The sequence below is a fragment of the Pseudomonas reactans genome (genome assembly GCF_013385825.1).
Taxonomy (GTDB): Bacteria; Pseudomonadota; Gammaproteobacteria; order Pseudomonadales; family Pseudomonadaceae; genus Aquipseudomonas; species Aquipseudomonas reactans.
Genome location: NZ_JACAPG010000021.1, coordinates 246,622 through 264,488 on the forward strand (window position 1 = coordinate 246,622; position 17,867 = coordinate 264,488).

The following is a 17,867-nucleotide window of genomic DNA, read 5'->3' on the forward strand; positions in this document are numbered from 1 at the left end:
TGTAGCTATATAGCGCCTGGGCTTTCATGGATGACGGCACGATGAAGGCTACTTCCCCTCTTCGAGATGCCACGATGCCATCTGATTCACTACTACCCGCCCCCTTGATCCTTAACGACACCCAGCAACAAGAGGCTTTGCGTGAGCAATGGCTGGCGCTCAATCGACAGATCGTCGAGCAGTTTCAGACACCTCCGACGTTTCACTCATTTGTACAAAATGAGTTCGAGCATGCTTTCCCGACGTTGACGCCAAGCCTTGATGTGCGCCATGGCTTCATCCAACTGCCTCAGGTCGAGGCGCCATCCCCACCGGAGACCGTATTGCTGCCCACGCTGCTGGACGCGGTGGTGCAACGGCTTGTGGGTAACCAGCCATCGACCTACGCGAGCCGTATGGCCACCCTGCTTCGGCTCCCGGCTATTGGCGACGATTTGCAGTCGCTGGGCGGCGTTACGACGGCTGGCCTGGATAAATTCCTCGACCGCCTAGCCGAGGGGGCGGCCACGTACTTTGCAGCCTATATGGATGCCTATTGGGCACGCCCGCGCAGTCTGGCCGATGCGCGTCCCCAGAAACAATGGTTGGTGCACACCCATACCGAACGGTTAGCGGCAGAGGCTGCGCTGCTGGCCACAGACCGTTTGCTCAGTCCCGCCGCCCAGGACCTGTTCGCGCAGGTACGGCTTTACCCAGAGGCCCAGGCACGGCAGATGTTGCGTGCTGACCGACCGTGCGTCTACGCGGTTGCCCTTAGCGGTGATTTGACCTTACGCGGAGCATTTGTGCTGACTGCCAGGGACCCGGAGCAAAGCGTGGCCAGGCCTGTGAGTGAAGTCGAGCCGGTCAGCGTGCGCCCGGTGGACCCGAGCATGAACCTGGGCACGGTGTTGTTGTTTCTCCCGGACACCGGCCTTGAGGCGTTTGACTCCCTGGCCAGCCTTGACCGTGAACTGCATCGGCGCTTGAACCACGCCGTAGAGTTCGCCGGTGTGCTGGACCTGCTGGCAGACACCGAGCAACCCCAAGGCTTGGCCCTTCATCGCCAGCGCAAGGAATCGGGGCAAGTGGTGTACCGCGAGCGGCTGGATTCACCGTTCAACTACAGCATTGAATCCCAATGCCAACGGATGCTGGACAACTTCAGCTCCACGCTCACTCGCTACCAGGCGCAAGGTGAGCAGACTGAGATGTACCACCTGCCCCAAGCGTTGGATCGGGTGATGGACGCAGGTCGTCAGTTCAACGCCGTCGGCGCGGTCGTGGGGCGGGAAGTAAAGAAGGGCCAGGCACAGCTCAAGGCATTTCTCCAGGATGCACTCCCTGCCGATAAAGAGGCCTGGCGAGTGGCGATGGCCGACTACTGCGACCAATTGTTAAACCTGCCGGATGCAGAGGGGTTGCCTTCGCTGGCGCAATACAGCGATAAGCCTGCCTTACTGGCGTACGCCAACCAACAGTTGCGTATCCGACTCAAGGCCGAATATGGGCTGGAGATTGATCCCGATGATATTTTGGTGCACACCAAAGAACCCTACATTCCGCCTACGGTGGCCGTTCCCGCTGCCCCGGCGCCTGCCCCTCGCGAGCCCGGGACGCCGTTGTTCCAGCATCGCAGCAGAACGCTGACCGAACTGGGCCTGGAAAATATCGGCGGGCTGGATCTGAATTTCACGCATTTCTCCAGGCTCAGTGAAAACCCCCGCAAAAAGCCAGATGAGGCTTTACTTCCCGAGGACCTCAAACCGTCCATACCCTACGAGGGGCTGACCCTGCAAAACGTCAAGGACCTGGTGCGTGCCGTCAATATTGGGCAGGGTTATGGGGCTCTTTTGAAGGATCGCCTGATCACCTCGCCTGGCGCGGTAGCGCAGAAACACACCTATGGTCAGGTCATGCTACGCCAGCTACGGCTAGACGCCATCGAGGCCAAGATCAACGGTGATTTTCTGTCGGATCGCCTGGCGCGAGGCTTCAATTGGGTTCAGGTGGTACTCGACGAGCCCGTGGACAGTGACCGCCGCGAGCACGTCGAAGGGCATCGGATACTGGTGCAGCATTTGAAACTGCGGGGGCAGCGCGTGCGCGGGGTGCTGCTGTTTTGCTCCGCGACCGTCGGGGTTGGCTCAATCGTGGTGTATACCCCGCAGGCGCCCGGTGGTCGGGTATTTCATGAGTTCGCCAAGGACCGCTTCATGAGTGACTTCGTCATGAACAGCTCCTGGCGTGACTACTTGTTGGGACGTGTGGAACGGGCGTTCGAGCCCCAGGTCCGGGCGGTGCTCAAGGGGCGTGGCGACGTGTCGATGGTGAGCATGGGTAGGATCGCGCACGATCTCTTCGAGGATGCCTATGAGGTAGAGGCCAACGTTGCGATCAATGACGCGGGGGCGCAATCGAGAAGTACCCATCAAGTCAATGTCGAAACTGGCCTGACGGTAGCCACCGTCGCCTTCGATGTCCTGTCCATGGTGTTGCCGATCAAGATTATGTTGCCCATCGGCTTGGCCCGTAGCCTCCACTCGGTATTCAACGCCGTTGAAGCGCTGAACCTAGGGGATCGCGTCGGCGCTGCTCACTATTTCGTACGGTCGTTGGGCGAACTGATGGGGGCCTTGATGGACGGCGCAATGGGCGCGCGCGGCGGTGTGGTGGGTAGCAAACCGCGAGGGCTACCGGCGGAAATGGCGTTGGGGAAAAAACCTGAGGGCGTTGTGCCATTGGCCGGTTGGGAAGGCAAAGGGCTGTATCACAAAGCTTCGAAGGCCGACGGCGCCCAGCACTACTTTCTCAATGACGGGGAGCACTGGTACTCGATCCTTGATGACGGTGACAAGGCCGCTTGGCGGCTCAGGGATGCGCGTAAGCTGACGCAATATCACTACGCGCCGATTCGGCAGAATGCCTCGGGGCGGTGGGAAGTCGGCTCGCATCCGGTCGGCGGGCTGAAGGGGGGGAACCCGCCGGTGCGCCAACTCATGGACCTCTATCCTCGTCTGGATGAGGCCCAGGCCCGGCGTGTGTTTGAGTCGTTCAATTTCCCGGCGGGACGTGCAGTCGAGTATCAGGTAGCCCTCGTACAAACCCTGCGTTTGAAGCTCTCCACGGCTGCGTTTGAGCCCTATCTGAATGTACCGCTTTTGCGATTCGAGTGGCGTTTGGACGGGATTGATCTACCGGACATACCGGTTGAGGCATCTGTCTCGGTTACACAACGCCCACGCCCTGTCGAGCCGCAACCGGGGCCGAGTCGTCCAGGCCCCATCCCTGAGGCAGCAACGGTACGCCCCGCAAACGAACAATTTGTCGAGTGGGGCAGGGCTATTGATGTGGCGGAACTTGAAGTGATGGATGCGACAAGGAAAATCTATCGACGGATTGCAGGCGACGGGCAAGGGCAGGAATACATCGAATCGGGCCAGCGTTATTTCGCGATTTTGCCCAGAACCCCCTCCAGGCCCAATGAGGTGTTTATTCGTGACCCTGGGCGACCTGCCGCGAACTTTCTGGACCTGGAACACCTGCTGCACGCTGGCATCTTCAACCAGCCTCGGCAGGCGATGTTCATAACTGGCGACGGCCTATGGAAAATATCCACAGACGTGCCCTTGAAGAAAGCGGCGACCTTGTATGTGGGTGAGGCTTTTCCGCTGCTGACCCGCGCCAGTCAGCTCGACGTCGCCGTGACGCTGTTCAACCGGGCCAACCCTACAGGCCTGACCCAATTGGGCTTGAACTCGGTGATACGTACATTGCGCGACTGGCAGTTATGGCTACGTGAGGCCTCTATGCCATTGGCTGATCCGTTTTCGTTGCTCCCGCGAACCCAGAGAAGCGCCGACAATAGCTTGCAACTGATGAATGTGCTTGGGCGTTACCACCGTTTGAGCTTTCGCCCTGAGCCGGTCGCTGTCCCCTTGTTCAATGCGCTTTCGTCCGGCATCGATGGCCGACTGAGAACATTGATGAGCGAGGTCGTGACCCGCTGTCGCTTCGACGTTCTCAGTGGCTACAGCCATTTCGGCGAACTGTTGTTCAGGCGTGGGACGCATCCCAGGCTCTATTGGCTGAGGTTGCGCCGCGTGAGTGGTGATCGTATTGCTGGGGATCAGGTGGTTTCGCCAGACGTAAACCTGATGGACGTGCCGACACGCAATTTGGTAGCTCAAGCTCAGGTCAGCAATAACTTTGTCGCGCTGATGGGGGGCATTCAGTTGACACAGCCAACAGCGTCACCGCAGATTTTTATCATCAGGGTGTAGTGCAAAAGAAATGCCCCGAACATGTCGGGGCATTTTCAGCAACCTAGGGGAGCGCGACGGATCAGAACTCGTGATCAGCGTTATCCGGGTTCAAGTCGCTGATGCCCAGCTTGCCCGCAGCGGCTTCGATCGAACCGGTCTGCTTGACCAGGGCGGCGATGGCGTCACGTACGATCTGGTTGCCGGCATCGTTACCGGCCGCGATCAGTTGGTCGTAGTGCTCACCTTTGCCCGCGTGGTCAACCATGACCTGGATCTTCGCTTCAGTGGCCGCCAGGTCCGCTTTGAGCGCGGTGTCGGCTGCCGGGTCGGCCTTGGCCACCAGGGACGACAGGCTGGCGCCGGTCATTTTGGTGCCGTCGACGCGGGTGTACTCGCCCAGGTAGACGTTGCGGATACCCTTGGCGTCGTAGAAGTGCGAGTTGTGGGTGTTGTCGCTGAAGCAGTCCTGCTCGTCTTCCGGCGAGTTGGCTTCCAGGGAAACCTTCATGCGCTCACCGGCCAGTTCGCCCAGGGACAGGCTGCCCATGCCAAACAGCATTTTGCGCAGGCCGTCGGTGGCAGGTTCTGCCTCCAGGGTGGCGCGGTAGTTGTCTTCGACGTTGGGTTTCCAGTTGCCGACCATTTCTTCCAGGTCGCTGACCAGCAGTTGGGTCACGGCGCTCAGGTAGGCGCGGCGACGCTCGTTGTGGCCGCCCGTGGCGCCGTCGCCTGTCAGGTAGTCCGACGCAGGACGGTTGCCGGCGCCTGGGCCGGTGCCGTTCAGGTCCTGGCCCCAGAGCAGGAATTCGATGGCGTGGTAGCCGGTGGCGACGTTGGCCTCGGAACCGCCCAGCTCATTGAGGCTGGCGAGTTTTTCCGGGGTGATGTCTTTCACGTCGACCTTGTCTTCGCCGACCTGGATTTCGTTGTTGGCGATGATATTGGCGGTGGCGCCTGGGTTACCCAGGGCGTGTTCGTAGGACTTGTCGACATAGTCGATCAGGCCTTCGTCCAGCGGCCATGCGTTCACCTGGCCTTCCCAGTCGTCGATGATGGTGTTGCCGAAGCGGAACACTTCGCTCTGCAGGTAAGGAACGCGAGCGGCGATCCAGGCGGTGCGCGCGGCTTTCAGGGTTTCGTCGTTCGGCTTGGCGAGGAACGCGTCGATAGCGGTTTGCAGGGTTTTCGCGGTGGACTCGGCATCGCTGTAGACCGCGAACACCATGTCTGCGTAATGCGCGACCACGGCCTTGGCAGCGGCTTCGTCGACCTGGCCGGCAGGGGTTGCAGCCGCTGGAGCGGTAGTGCTGGCAGCCGGGGTCGGCGCCTGGGGCGCGGCGGCCTTGTCTTTACCTTCGCCGCAACCGGCGAGAGAAATGGCAATGGCCAGCAGACTGGCGGTGGCCAGGGGCATACGAATCATGGCGAACATCCTGCTTCGGTTGTTGATGGGGCGCGCGGGGGAGCGCAAAAACTGCGACATAATGCGAAAGATTTGCATTTTGTGTAAAGGGTTATACGCGGGAAATATTCAGTATCGTTTTGCCATGTCAAAGAATCATCGCGTTATTGCGCTGCGACTGCTTCAAAAAAGCCGCCAACTCCCGGGCCGGCAAGGGTTTGCTGTAGTGGTAACCCTGACCTTCATGGCAGCCTTCGGAGATGATGTAGGCCTCCTGCTCAGCGGTTTCCACGCCTTCGGCGATCACCTGCATGCCCAGGCTTTTGCCCAGTTGGATGATCGCCCGCACGATGGTGGCGTCGTCATCATCATCCAGCAGGTCCTGCACGAAGCTCTTGTCGATCTTGATCTTGTCCAGGGGCAGGCTTTTCAGGTAACTGAGGGATGAGTAGCCGGTGCCGAAGTCATCAATCGCAATCAATGCCCCGGAACGGCGCAGGCTCAGCAGGTGCTGGGCGGCGGTGCTGATGTCTTCCATCAGGCCGGTCTCGGTGACTTCCAGTTCCAGGCTGCGTGGTGGCAGGCGGTAGATCTGCATCAGGTTGTTGACCACCCGCGGCAACTCGGTGTGGTGCAACTGCACGGTGGACAGGTTGACCGCCATACGCAGCTCGGTGAAACCCAGGTCGTGCCATTCGCGCAACTGCCGGCAGGCCTGATCCAGCACCCATTCGCCAATCGGGATGATGGTGCCGTTCTGCTCGGCCAGCGGGATAAACAGGTCCGGCGGCACCAGGCCGTGTTCCGGGTGCTGCCAGCGGATCAGCGCTTCCACGCCGACCACATGGTGATCGCGGTAGCTGATCTGCGGTTGGTACACCAGGTGGAACTGGTCGCGGCTGAGGGCGTCGCGCAGGTCTTTTTCCAGCTCACGGCGACGGCGCATTTCGCTGTCGACGCTGGCGATATAGAACTGATAGCGGTTGCGCGAACGGGTTTTGGCCAGGGTCATGGTCTGTTCGGCTTTCTGCAGCAGCTTTTCAGTGCTGTCGCCGTCTTCCGGGAACAGGGTGATGCCGATGGTGGCGCGCAGGCGGATGCCTTCATGTTCCAGGGCAAACTCCGCTTCCAGGTCATCCAGGATGCTTTGCGCCAGTTCGGCGGCCTCGTAGGGCTGGTCGATATCGGCCTGCACCAGGGCGAACTGGTCGCCACCCAGCCGGGCCAGGGCGCCGAGGCGTCCGCTGTGAGCGCGCAAACGGTCTGCCAGGGCCAGCAGCAGTTTGTCGCCGGCCTGGTAGGTGAACTGCTCGTTGACGCTTTTGAAGTCATCCAGCCCCACGCACAACACGGCCACCCGGCGTTGGCGGCGGCCGGCGTCGATGAGGATCTTATCCAGTTGCTCCTGCAGCTTCTGGCGGTTCGGCAGACCCGTCAGGAAATCGTACTGGGCCATGCGCAGCAGGCTGCTTTCGGCTTCATGGCGCAGGTGGGTATTGCGTTCGATAGATTCGAGCAACTGGTTGGCGGTATTGATCCACAGCCCCAGCTCGTTGCGCTCGTGACCCTTGAGCTGCGGGATCTTGTGTTCGCTGGGCCGATCCGGGTTGATCGAGGTCAGGTGCTCGATAATCCTCGATAACGGCTTGGTCAGCAGCCAGTGATAGACGAGGTACAGCACCAGGCCCATCGCTAGGGCGCGCAACACCCCGGAAATAAAGATGATCACCGAGCTGACAATAAACCCCTTGCCGTAGGTGGCCGTGTCGAGGGTGATGCTCAAATCGCCGTAATACTCGCTGTAGGGCCCTTTGCCGACCAATGCAGTGGTGAACGTGCGTTCCTGGCCGAGAATCAGGTCGGTCAGCCAACGGCTCGGCGATTGCTGCAGGGCGCGGCTTTTTTCGGCGAGCATGGTTTCGTTGGGATGGCCGATGGACGCCATGCGCACCGCGTCATCCTGGAACAGGCCCTCAATCACTTGCATGCCCATCTCGCGGTCCAGGCTGTAGACCGCCTGGGTCGAGGGGTCGCGAAACATGTCGAGGATGCGCTGGGCATCGCCGGCCACGGCCTGGCGCGTCTTGTAGGCATCGAAAACGATCTGCGCCACGCTCAGCGCCACGCCCACGATCAATGCCGACAGCAGCACAACCCGTAGCAACTTCACCGACAAGCTGTTCTTGAGTTCCAGCTTCAAAGGGTCATTCCTTGTTCCATGCGGGTAGCCTCAATATGCCATGAGTATTGGCAATCTGGTGAGGGCAGTCAAAGGGACATTGGGGGATAGGCTCAATTGAGTTTTTGGCGCGAGGGGCTTGGGAGGGATCAAGAAGGTGCGGTGTGTGTCAGAGGGCGCCAAGGCGCTAAGGCCAGGTTGTCGAGAAGGCCGGGCGGGCCGGCCTTCCAGGGTGAGGTGCCCGGAGTCAGTCGTAAGTAATCTGAGCTTGTGACTGCACCCCGGTATCTCCTGGTTTTTGTGCTGCGTCAGGGAACTTGTCCAGCAGTTTGCCTGCCAGGTCCATGCCACCCTTTATCAGATCCATGCCTTTATCAAGAAGGCCCGAAACCATGGGGACTGCGCCTGCCGCCAACGAAATAGGATCCATAGTGATTCTCCACATTTGATTAAGAGGTTTATTCCTCCTGCGACTTGAGTGGAGATGTTTCCAGGATGGGTTCCATGATTCTTCGCTCGCCGTGTGAAATGACGCGCATAAAAAAGCCCGGCATTCGCCGGGCTCTTTCTACTACTGCAGCGTTGCTTAGGCAGTGAAGGTCTTGCCTTCGAACTGCTCAGCCACGAACTTCCAGTTGACCAGGTTCCAGAACGCTTCCACATACTTTGGACGTACGTTGCGGTAGTCGATGTAGTAGGCGTGTTCCCAGACGTCGCAGGTCAGCAGCGGGGTGTCGCCGTTGGTCAGCGGGTTGCCGGCGCCGATGGTGCTGGCCAGGGCCAGGGAACCGTCAGCCTTTTTCACCAGCCAGCCCCAGCCGGAACCGAAGGTGCCGACGGACGTCTTGGTGAACTCTTCCTTGAACTTGTCGAACGAACCGAACGCAGCGTTGATGGCTTCAGCCAGCGCGCCGGTTGGTTGACCGCCGGCGTTTGGCGCCAGGCAGTTCCAGTAGAAGGTGTGGTTCCAGACCTGAGCGGCGTTGTTGAAGATGCCGCCCGAAGAGGATTTGACGATCTCTTCCAGGGTCTTGCCTTCGAACTCGGTGCCTGGCACCAGGTTGTTCAGGTTCACGACGTAGGTGTTGTGGTGCTTGTCGTGGTGGTATTCCAAGGTTTCCTTGGAGATGTGCGGCTGCAGGGCATCGTGTGCGTAGGGCAGCGGCGGCAATTCGAAAGCCATGATGATTCTCCTAATCAGGTCAGTTGCGGTGAGCGCAAGGCCGATCACGGGCGGCCAAACAAGCGCCGGGGAGTTTGTACTCTTTGCGGCGCAGGGTCCGGATCATAGCACCGGGGGTGCGGCAAAACCACGCAACAACTGTGTGGGATAGAGGTTCCAGAGCGTTTTGGAATATTCCTCAGGCGCTGATCAGTTGATAGGCCACGCTGAACATCATCACGGCCACCAACAGGTCCAGTAAACGCCACGTGGCGGGACGTGCCAGCCAAGGGGCCAGCCACGCCGCGCCGAGTGCCAGCGTGGCGAACCACAGGAACGACGCACTGGCGGCACCGGCCACATAGGCGCCGGGCTCGGTTTGTTGGGCGCCGAGTGAGCCGATCAGCAACACGGTGTCCAGGTACACGTGCGGGTTGAGCAGGGTCACGGCCAGTGCGCTCAGCATCACCGCGCGCAGTGAGCGCACCTTGAGATTGTCACCTTGGTCCAGGCTTTGTTTCGAAAACGCCCGGCGCAGTGCACACGCGCCGTACCAGATCAGGAATGCCGCGCCGCCCCAGCGGGCCACCGCCAACAGCACAGGGCTTTGCGCGAGCACTGTCGCCAAACCGAATACCCCCGCGGCCACCAGCAGGGCATCACACACCACGCACAGCGCGGCTACTGGCAGGTGATGCTCACGGCGCAGGCTCTGTGCCAGCACAAAGGCATTCTGAGTGCCAATGGCCATGATCAGGCCAAGCGCCACCAGCAAACCATTCAGATAACTCTGCCACATAGCGTTTACTCCGCGTCTGCTGCCAGTTGCCGCAACACCTGCAGGGCGCGCTCGGCATCGGCACGCCCGACGAACAGGTGGTCGTGGTAATAGCCGGCAATCACGTTGCAACTGATGCCGGCCTGGCCCAGCGCACTGGCGAAGGCGGCGGTGAGGCCCACGCCTTCCAGGGCCGAATGTACGTTCAAGGTGATCCACGCGGCGACGTAGTCAAATGCCAGGCCGGCCTGTTCCGCTTGTTGGCGTTCAACGATCAGGGTCAGGCCTTCCTGCTCGCGAAAGCTGCCGATCACTTCGCAACCAGCAGGGATGCGGTTGTCGGGCACGGTGCAGAACACATAGTCGCCGTCATTGAGCTGGGGGCTCATGCTGCGCAGCAGGGTTGCCAGGGCGGTTTCGCCAGCCATGTGGGGTTCCTTATAAAGAGAGACGCGATGCTGGCTATTCTCAGGGGGCAGGCTGTATAAGAAAAACCAATATTGCTGATCGCTCATTAGAGAAACTGATGTTCGACTATAAATTGCTCTCTGCCCTGGCGGCCGTGGTGGAACAGGCGGGCTTTGAACGCGCCGCCCAAGTGCTGGGACTGTCGCAATCGGCAATCTCCCAACGCATCAAGTTGCTGGAGGCACGTATTGGCCAGCCGGTACTGGTACGGGCCACACCGCCGACGCCCACCGATATCGGCCGGCGCCTGCTCAACCATGTGCAACAGGTGCGCCTGCTGGAGCGTGACCTGCAAAGCCAGGTGCCGGCGCTGGATGAGGAAGGCATGCCTGAGCGCCTGCGCATCGCGTTGAACGCCGACAGCCTCGCCACGTGGTGGGCCGAGGCCGTCAGCGGGTTTTGCGCCGAGCAGCATCTGCTGCTGGATCTGGTGGTGGAAGACCAGACCGTCGGCCTCAAACGCATGCGCGCGGGTGAGGTAGCGGCTTGTATCTGCGCCAGCGAGCGACCGGTGGCGGGGGCGCGAAGCCTGTTGCTGGGCGCCATGCGGTATCGGGCGCTGGCCAGCCCGGCGTTTATCGCCCGGCATTTTCCCCAGGGCGTACGTGCGGATCAACTGGCGCGCACCCCGGCATTGGTGTTCGGGCCGGATGATTTCCTGCAGCACCGCTACCTGGCCTCCCTCGGTGTGGACGGCGGTTTCGAGCATCATTTATGCCCATCGTCCGAGGGCTTTATCCGCCTGACAGAGGCGGGCCTGGGCTGGGGGCTGGTGCCGGAATTGCAGGTTCGCGATCAGCTGGAAAAGGGCATATTGGTCGAGTTATTGCCAGATAAGCCCATCGATGTGCCGTTGTACTGGCATCATTGGCGCAGTGGCGGGCAACTGTTGGGCTTGTTGACCGACCATCTGGCCCAGGCCTGTGGTCAATGGTTGGTGCCGTTGGAGTGATGGCGCGCGTCAAGGCAACAGCGATGAAAAACGAAAGAACATGGGGTAATACATGAAGATTCTGGTCACCGGCGCAAGCGGCTTCATTGGCGGACGCTTTGCGCGTTTCGCCCTGGAGCAGGGCCTGGACGTGCGGGTTAACGGGCGACGTGCCGAAGGTGTGGAGCACCTGGTCAGGCGCGGCGCCGAGTTTATCCAGGGTGATCTGAATGACGCCGACCTGGTGCGCCACCTGTGCCGCGACGTCGAAGCCGTGGTGCATTGCGCCGGTGCCGTCGGCTTGTGGGGCAAGTATCAGGACTTTTACCAAGGCAACGTGCTGGTCACCGAAAACGTCGTCGAGGCCTGCCTCAAGCAGCACGTCGGGCGTTTGGTGCACCTGTCGTCGCCCTCCATTTACTTCGACGGCCGCGACCACCTGGGCCTGACCGAAGAGCAAGTGCCCAAGCGCTTCAAGCACCCTTATGCCGCCACCAAATACCTGGCTGAGCAGAAGGTTTTCGGTGCCCAGGAGTTTGGCCTCGAAGTGATTGCCTTGCGCCCGCGATTCGTCACGGGCGCCGGCGACATGAGCATTTTCCCGCGCCTGCTGAACATGCAGCGCAAGAACCGCCTGGCCATCGTCGGCGACGGCCTGAACAAGGTCGATTTCACCAGCGTGCACAACCTCAACGAAGCGCTGCTCAGCAGTTTGCTCGCGCCGGGCTCCGCGCTGGGCCGGGCCTACAACATCAGCAACGGTGCGCCGGTGCCCGTGTGGGATGTGGTGAATTATGTAATGCGTCAAATGCAATTGCCCCAGGTGACGCGGTACCGGTCCTACGGTTTGTCCTACAGCGTGGCGGCGCTCAACGAAGCGTTTTGTGCGATGTGGCCCGGGCGTCCGGAACCGTCACTGTCGCGCCTGGGCATGCAAGTGATGAACAAAGATTTCACCCTCGACATCAGCCGCGCCAGGCATTATCTGGACTATGAGCCCAAAGTCAGCCTGTGGACCGCCCTCGACGAGTTTTGCAGTTGGTGGAAAGCCCAGGACCCGGGGTTCAAGTAAGCACACAAGCGGCAACACTTCGGGAACCGAATCTGGCGTTCCGGGTCGATCAGTGCGCCGGGAACGCGGTTTATACTCCCGTCGCTCGCCACTTCACCGATTCAGGGTTGATACATGCGCAACGATGCTAAAGACGACTTCGACAACGTTCCCAGCCTGCGGGCCGATGTCGGGGATGACGATGATTTCGAACCGACCCCGGCCACCTCGGTGCGCTCGCGCAACCCCCAGGTGGTCAAGGTCAAGAGTGCCAGCACCGGGCCATTGTGGGCCTTGATCGGCGCGCTGCTGATCGCCTTTGCGGGCCTGGCCTGGTGGAGCTTCCAGCAGATCTCCCTGATGGGCCAGCAGTTGGTGGCTACCCAGGAAAGCTTCGCGCGCATCAGCGAGGAAGCGGCGGGGCGCCTGCAGGACATTTCCGGCAAGGTGGTGGCCAGCGAGGCCAGCGTCAACAACGGCAGCGAAGCGCTAAAACTGCAGATCAAGCAGTTGGAAACCCAGTTGCTGGAGCAGGGCAAGCAGCAAGTCGGCGTGGTCGGGCAAGCCACCGAACTGGATAAGCGCCTGGCGCAAATGACCGCCAGCACCACCGACCTGTCCAATGCCAACAGCAAGCTGCAGGGCCAGGTCCAGGCGCTGACCGACGCCGTGGCGACACTTAAAGCGTCGCAAGGTGATGTCGGCAAGCGTGATACGGAGATCAAAGAGCTTTCCGCTGACGTGGCCGCGTTGAAGAAACAGGGTAACCCGAGTGCCGCCATTGCCCGTATCGAGCAGGACCTTGTGGTACTCAAAAGCGCCCAGGACAACCAGCCGGCCAACAGCGATGCCCCGACCAATAAAGAGTTCGACGTGTTCCGCATCCAGACCACGCGCAACATCACCACGTTGCAAAGCCAGGTGCAGAACCTGAACCAGCAACTTAACGCGCCGGCGAAGATCACCCCTCTCGGCCAATAAGGGTGTAATGGGAATGTCACCACTTGGTGACATTTCCCATCCCCTTCGTTACTTGCCGTCACCGCGCCCTTGTTTAGACTCCGGTCATCCCACAAAAAACAATAAGGGCTACCCATGACCACGCAACCACTGCCTGCCAGCAGTTGGCTGAACGCGCCTGCCCATCACGCCTGGCTCGCCGCAGAAGGCCAGCGCCTGCTGGCATTTGCCAAGGCGTCCCGACTGCCCGACGGCTTTGGCAACCTGGACGACAAAGGCCAATTGCCAGCCGATGCTCACGCCGAAACCATGAACACCGCCCGCATGACCCACAGCTTCGCCATGGCCCACGCCCTGGGCTTGCCGGGGTATGCCGAGCTGGTGGCGCATGGCGTTGCCGCCCTCAGTGGCCCCCTGCGTGACAGTGAACACGGTGGCTGGTTTGCCACGCCCCACGCCCTCGATGGCAACCGTGGCAAGGCCGCCTACCTGCATGCGTTTGTTGCCCTGGCCGCCAGCTCGGCGGTGGTGGCTGGCGCGCCCGGCGCACACACTCTTCTGACCGACGCCGTCCATATCATCGACCAGTTTTTCTGGAGCGAGGAGGAGGGCGTAATGCTCGAATCGTTCGCCCAGGACTGGAGCGGCGTTGAAGCCTATCGCGGCGCCAACAGCAACATGCACGCCACCGAAGCCTTCCTCGCGCTGGCCGATGTGACCGGCGATACTCGCTGGCTGGACCGGGCGTTGCGCATCGTCGAGCGCGTTATCCACACCCACGCCGCAGGCAACCAGTTCATGGTGATCGAACATTTCGACACGCACTGGCAACCCTTGCTCGGTTACAACGAAGACAACCCCGCCGACGGCTTCCGCCCCTACGGCATCACCCCCGGCCACGGTTTCGAGTGGGCGCGACTGGTGCTGCACCTGGAAGCCGCGCGCCTGCAAGCCGGGCTCGCCACGCCCGAATGGCTGGTGACCGATGCCAAGGGCCTTTTTGCCAGTGCCTGCGAATACGCCTGGTCCGTGGATGGCGCCCCCGGCATTGTCTATACCCTCGACTGGAACCATCGCCCGGTGGTGCGTGAACGCCTGCACTGGACCCACGCTGAAGCCAGCGCCGCAGCCCAGGCCTTGCTCAAACGCATCGGCGAGTTGCATTACGAAACCTGGTACCGGCGTTTCTGGGAGTTTTGCGAAACCCACTTCATCGACCGTCTCCACGGCAGTTGGCACCACGAACTCAGTCCACACAACCAACCCAGCAGCAACATCTGGGGCGGTAAGCCAGACCTGTACCATGCCTGGCAAGCGGTATTGCTGCCTGCGCTGCCGTTAGCGCCAAGTATGGCCAGTGCCATTGGGGCTGGGCGCTATGTCACCAGCTGGTGACATTTGTGCATCCCTTTGTTACCTGCGCCGCAAAAATCCATGTTTAAACTCCGTGCAGCGCAAGCCTAAGACTTGCATGCATAACAACAAGAAAAGGTACTCAGATGAACGCGATTAATCGCCTCGCCGTTGCTATTTCCATTGCCTCGTTGTTTCCCCTCACTGCATTTGCCGCCGACTCGAAAGGGACGGTTGAAGTTGTGCATTGGTGGACCTCGGGCGGTGAGAAGGCGGCCGTAGATGTCCTGAAGGCCCAAGTTGAGAAAGACGGCTTCGTCTGGAAAGACGGCGCTGTAGCAGGTGGCGGTGGCGCCACCGCCATGACCGTGCTGAAAAGCCGCGCGGTCGCCGGCAACCCGCCAGGCGTTGCCCAGATCAAAGGCCCCGACATCCAGGAATGGGCGTCCACCGGCCTGCTCGACACCGACGTGCTCAAAGACGTCGCCAAAGAAGAGAAGTGGGACTCCCTGCTCGACAAGAAAGTCTCCGACACCGTGAAGTACGAAGGTGACTACGTCGCCGTACCGGTCAACATCCACCGCGTGAACTGGCTGTGGATCAACCCGGAAGTCTTCAAGAAAGCCGGTATCACCAAGAACCCGACCACCCTCGAAGAATTCTACGCAGCCGGCGACAAGCTGAAAGCCGCGGGCTTCATTCCGCTCGCCCACGGTGGCCAGCCTTGGCAGGACAGCACCGTGTTCGAAGCGGTCGTTCTGTCGGTGATGGGTGCCGATGGCTACAAAAAAGCTCTGGTTGACTTGGATAACGCTGCGCTGACCGGTCCGGAAATGGTCAAGTCGCTGACCGAACTGAAGAAAGTCGCGACCTACATGGACGTCGACGGTAAAGGCCAGGACTGGAACCTCGAAGCGGGCAAGGTCATCAACGGCAAGGCCGGTATGCAGATCATGGGTGACTGGGCCAAGTCCGAATGGACCGCCGCCAAGAAAGTCGCCGGCAAGGACTACGAGTGCGTGGCCTTCCCAGGCACCGACAAAGCCTTCACCTACAACATCGACTCCCTGGCGGTGTTCAAGCAGAAAGACAAAGGCACCGCTGCTGGCCAGCAGGACATTGCCAAAGTCGTACTGGGTGAGAACTTCCAGAAAGTGTTCAGCATCAACAAGGGGTCGATCCCTGTTCGCAACGACATGCTGACCAAAATGGATTCCTACGGTTTCGACTCCTGCGCCCAGACCGCAGCCAAGGACTTCCTGGCAGACGCCAAGACCGGCGGCCTGCAACCAAGCATGGCGCACAACATGGCCACTACCCTGGCGGTGCAAGGTGCGTTCTTTGACGTCGTGACCAACTTCATCAACGACCCGAAAGCCGACCCGGCCGACACCGCCAAGAAATTGGGCGCTGCGATCAAGTCTGCCAAGTAACACAACCCATCTGTAGGAGCGAGCTTGCTCGCGAAAAACTCAAGATCACCGCGTTCATCCTGTATGCACGCGTTATCGTTGAAGTCCTTCGCGAGCAAGCTCGCTCCTACAGGGGACGGTTCATCTGCTAGTCCTTTTTCCCTGTACTGGATTTTCCCATGAGTTCTGTTGCTGTGTTCAGCAAAGCCTCGCCGTTCGATGCACTGCAGCGCTGGCTCCCCAAACTGGTGCTGGCGCCCAGCATGTTCATCGTGCTGGTGGGCTTCTACGGCTACATCCTGTGGACGTTTGTGCTGTCGTTCACCAATTCCACATTCCTGCCCACCTACAAATGGGCGGGCCTTGCGCAATACGCGCGGTTGTTTGACAACGACCGCTGGTGGGTAGCGAGCAAGAACCTGGCGGTGTTTGGCGGGATGTTCATCGGTATAACGCTGGTTATCGGCGTAACCCTGGCGATCTTCCTCGACCAGAAAATCCGTCGCGAAGGCTTTATCCGCACCATTTACCTGTACCCGATGGCGCTCTCGATGATCGTCACCGGTACGGCCTGGAAATGGCTGCTCAACCCAGGCATGGGCCTGGACAAACTCCTGCGTGACTGGGGCTGGGAAGGCTTCCGTCTCGACTGGCTGATCGACCCGGATCGCGTGGTCTACTGCCTGGTGATCGCTGCTGTCTGGCAAGCCTCGGGCTTTATCATGGCGATGTTCCTCGCTGGCCTGCGCGGTGTGGATCAATCCATCGTGCGCGCTGCACAGATCGACGGCGCGAGCCTGCCGCGCATCTACTGGAGCGTGGTGTTGCCAAGCCTGCGTCCGGTGTTCTTCAGTGCGGTGATGATCCTGGCGCACATTGCGATCAAGAGCTTCGACCTGGTAGCAGCGATGACGGCTGGCGGCCCGGGCTACTCGTCCGACCTGCCGGCGATGTTCATGTACTCGTTCACCTTCAGCCGTGGCCAGATGGGCATGGGTTCGGCCAGTGCCATCCTGATGCTCGGTGCGATCCTCGCGATCATCGTGCCTTACCTCTACTCCGAGCTGAGGACCAAACGTAATGACTAGTCTCGCCTCCAAATCACCTATCAGCCTGAGTCGCATCGCGATCTACGCGGTGCTGATCCTCGCCGTGCTGCTGTACCTGGTGCCGCTGGTGGTGATGCTGCTCACCAGCTTCAAGACCCCGGAAGATATTAGCTCCGGCAACCTGCTGAGCTGGCCGACCGTGGTTACCGGCATTGGCTGGGTCAAGGCCTGGGCCACGGTAGACGGTTACTTCTGGAACTCGATCAAGATCACCGTTCCGGCCGTACTGATCTCCACCGCCATCGGTGCATTGAACGGTTATGTGCTGTCGTTCTGGCGCTTTAAAGGCTCGCAGCTGTTCTTCGGCCTGCTGTTGTTCGGCTGCTTCCTGCCGTTCCAGACCGTGCTGCTGCCGGCCTCATTCACCCTCGGCAAAATGGGTCTGGCCAGCACCACCACCGGCCTGGTGTTTGTGCACGTGGTCTACGGCCTGGCGTTCACCACGCTGTTCTTCCGTAACTACTACGTGAGCATTCCGGATGCGCTGATCAAGGCCGCGCGTTTGGACGGTGCAGGTTTCTTCACCATCTTCCGTCAGATCATTCTGCCGATGTCGACCCCGATCATCATGGTCTGCCTGATCTGGCAGTTCACCCAGATCTGGAACGACTTCCTGTTCGGCGTGGTGTTCTCCAGTGGCGACTCCCAGCCCATCACGGTGGCGCTGAACAACCTGGTCAACACCAGCACCGGGGCCAAGGAATATAACGTGGATATGGCGGCGGCGATGATCGCCGGGCTGCCGACCCTGCTGGTCTATGTGATCGCAGGCAAGTATTTCGTGCGCGGCCTCACGGCCGGCGCGGTCAAGGGGTAAT

General features: G+C 60.4%; 14 protein-coding genes. 8 read left to right on the forward strand and 6 right to left on the reverse strand.

All coding sequences use genetic code 11. From position 1 onward, the window contains the following. Positions 1 to 26: 26 nt before the first annotated feature. Positions 27 to 4,262, forward strand: coding sequence for a dermonecrotic toxin domain-containing protein (locus tag HX868_RS25775; RefSeq protein ID WP_246355589.1), 4,236 nt, complete (start codon positions 27 to 29; stop codon positions 4,260 to 4,262). A 61-nt stretch (positions 4,263 to 4,323) separates the two neighbouring features. On the opposite strand, the gene HX868_RS25780 is transcribed toward HX868_RS25775, so the two are convergent. From HX868_RS25780 to HX868_RS25805, 6 genes are all read right to left on the reverse strand, one after another. Then, positions 4,324 to 5,667 carry an imelysin family protein gene (locus tag HX868_RS25780; protein ID WP_016975409.1) on the reverse strand — a complete coding sequence of 448 codons (1,344 nt, stop codon included), beginning with the start codon at positions 5,665 to 5,667 and terminating at the stop codon, positions 4,324 to 4,326. Positions 5,668 to 5,794: 127 nt separating this feature from the next. Continuing rightward, the gene (locus HX868_RS25785; RefSeq protein WP_095017410.1) at positions 5,795 to 7,846 is read right to left on the reverse strand and encodes a putative bifunctional diguanylate cyclase/phosphodiesterase; all 2,052 of its coding nucleotides are present in this window, start codon (positions 7,844 to 7,846) and stop codon (positions 5,795 to 5,797) included. Between the two features lie 226 nt (positions 7,847 to 8,072). Continuing rightward, positions 8,073 to 8,255, reverse strand: a complete 183-nt coding sequence (locus tag HX868_RS25790; RefSeq protein ID WP_177004790.1) for a hypothetical protein — start codon at positions 8,253 to 8,255, stop codon at positions 8,073 to 8,075. A gap of 156 nt (positions 8,256 to 8,411) precedes the next feature. Then, the gene (locus tag HX868_RS25795) at positions 8,412 to 9,008 is read right to left on the reverse strand and encodes a superoxide dismutase (RefSeq protein WP_003175739.1); all 597 of its coding nucleotides are present in this window, start codon (positions 9,006 to 9,008) and stop codon (positions 8,412 to 8,414) included. Between the two features lie 178 nt (positions 9,009 to 9,186). Continuing rightward, the gene (locus tag HX868_RS25800) at positions 9,187 to 9,786 is read right to left on the reverse strand and encodes a LysE/ArgO family amino acid transporter (RefSeq protein WP_095017408.1); all 600 of its coding nucleotides are present in this window, start codon (positions 9,784 to 9,786) and stop codon (positions 9,187 to 9,189) included. A 5-nt stretch (positions 9,787 to 9,791) separates the two neighbouring features. Then, on the reverse strand, positions 9,792 to 10,193 hold the full coding sequence (locus HX868_RS25805) for an ACT domain-containing protein (protein ID WP_177004791.1): 402 nt from the start codon (positions 10,191 to 10,193) through the stop codon (positions 9,792 to 9,794). Positions 10,194 to 10,291: 98 nt separating this feature from the next. On the opposite strand from HX868_RS25805, the gene HX868_RS25810 reads away from it, so the two are divergent. The 7 genes from HX868_RS25810 (at position 10,292) to HX868_RS25840 (ending at position 17,866) form a co-directional block, all read left to right on the forward strand. After that, positions 10,292 to 11,185, forward strand: coding sequence for a LysR family transcriptional regulator ArgP (locus tag HX868_RS25810; RefSeq protein WP_016975403.1), 894 nt, complete (start codon positions 10,292 to 10,294; stop codon positions 11,183 to 11,185). A 52-nt stretch (positions 11,186 to 11,237) separates the two neighbouring features. Beyond that, the gene (locus HX868_RS25815; protein ID WP_095017406.1) at positions 11,238 to 12,236 is read left to right on the forward strand and encodes an NAD-dependent epimerase/dehydratase family protein; all 999 of its coding nucleotides are present in this window, start codon (positions 11,238 to 11,240) and stop codon (positions 12,234 to 12,236) included. 114 nt (positions 12,237 to 12,350) lie between these two features. Beyond that, entirely contained in the window at positions 12,351 to 13,196 is an 846-nt protein-coding gene (locus HX868_RS25820; protein WP_177004792.1) for an ATPase, read from the forward strand. 114 nt (positions 13,197 to 13,310) lie between these two features. Then, positions 13,311 to 14,570 carry a D-mannose isomerase gene (locus tag HX868_RS25825; RefSeq protein WP_177004793.1) on the forward strand — a complete coding sequence of 420 codons (1,260 nt, stop codon included), beginning with the start codon at positions 13,311 to 13,313 and terminating at the stop codon, positions 14,568 to 14,570. 104 nt (positions 14,571 to 14,674) lie between these two features. Further along, entirely contained in the window at positions 14,675 to 15,961 is a 1,287-nt protein-coding gene (locus HX868_RS25830) for an ABC transporter substrate-binding protein (RefSeq protein WP_177004794.1), read from the forward strand. Positions 15,962 to 16,119: 158 nt separating this feature from the next. Then, on the forward strand, positions 16,120 to 17,028 hold the full coding sequence (locus HX868_RS25835) for a carbohydrate ABC transporter permease (protein ID WP_033896325.1): 909 nt from the start codon (positions 16,120 to 16,122) through the stop codon (positions 17,026 to 17,028). Then, the gene (locus HX868_RS25840) at positions 17,021 to 17,866 is read left to right on the forward strand and encodes a carbohydrate ABC transporter permease (protein ID WP_016975397.1); all 846 of its coding nucleotides are present in this window, start codon (positions 17,021 to 17,023) and stop codon (positions 17,864 to 17,866) included. The genes HX868_RS25835 and HX868_RS25840 overlap by 8 nt, the downstream gene beginning before the upstream one ends. The last annotated feature ends 1 nt before the right edge of the window (position 17,867 follow it).

Bases quoted from the DNA above. Each gene is read 5' to 3' on its own strand.
- HX868_RS25775 (WP_246355589.1), top strand. From the start codon at position 27: ATGGATGACGGCACGATGAAGGCTACTTCCCCTCTTCGAGATGCCACG.
- HX868_RS25780 (WP_016975409.1), bottom strand. From the start codon at position 5,667: ATGATTCGTATGCCCCTGGCCACCGCCAGTCTGCTGGCCATTGCCATT.
- HX868_RS25790 (WP_177004790.1), bottom strand. From the start codon at position 8,255: ATGGATCCTATTTCGTTGGCGGCAGGCGCAGTCCCCATGGTTTCGGGC.
- HX868_RS25795 (WP_003175739.1), bottom strand. From the start codon at position 9,008: ATGGCTTTCGAATTGCCGCCGCTGCCCTACGCACACGATGCCCTGCAG.
- HX868_RS25800 (WP_095017408.1), bottom strand. From the start codon at position 9,786: ATGTGGCAGAGTTATCTGAATGGTTTGCTGGTGGCGCTTGGCCTGATC.
- HX868_RS25805 (WP_177004791.1), bottom strand. From the start codon at position 10,193: ATGGCTGGCGAAACCGCCCTGGCAACCCTGCTGCGCAGCATGAGCCCC.
- HX868_RS25810 (WP_016975403.1), top strand. From the start codon at position 10,292: ATGTTCGACTATAAATTGCTCTCTGCCCTGGCGGCCGTGGTGGAACAG.
- HX868_RS25815 (WP_095017406.1), top strand. From the start codon at position 11,238: ATGAAGATTCTGGTCACCGGCGCAAGCGGCTTCATTGGCGGACGCTTT.
- HX868_RS25820 (WP_177004792.1), top strand. From the start codon at position 12,351: ATGCGCAACGATGCTAAAGACGACTTCGACAACGTTCCCAGCCTGCGG.
- HX868_RS25825 (WP_177004793.1), top strand. From the start codon at position 13,311: ATGACCACGCAACCACTGCCTGCCAGCAGTTGGCTGAACGCGCCTGCC.
- HX868_RS25830 (WP_177004794.1), top strand. From the start codon at position 14,675: ATGAACGCGATTAATCGCCTCGCCGTTGCTATTTCCATTGCCTCGTTG.
- HX868_RS25835 (WP_033896325.1), top strand. From the start codon at position 16,120: ATGAGTTCTGTTGCTGTGTTCAGCAAAGCCTCGCCGTTCGATGCACTG.
- HX868_RS25840 (WP_016975397.1), top strand. From the start codon at position 17,021: ATGACTAGTCTCGCCTCCAAATCACCTATCAGCCTGAGTCGCATCGCG.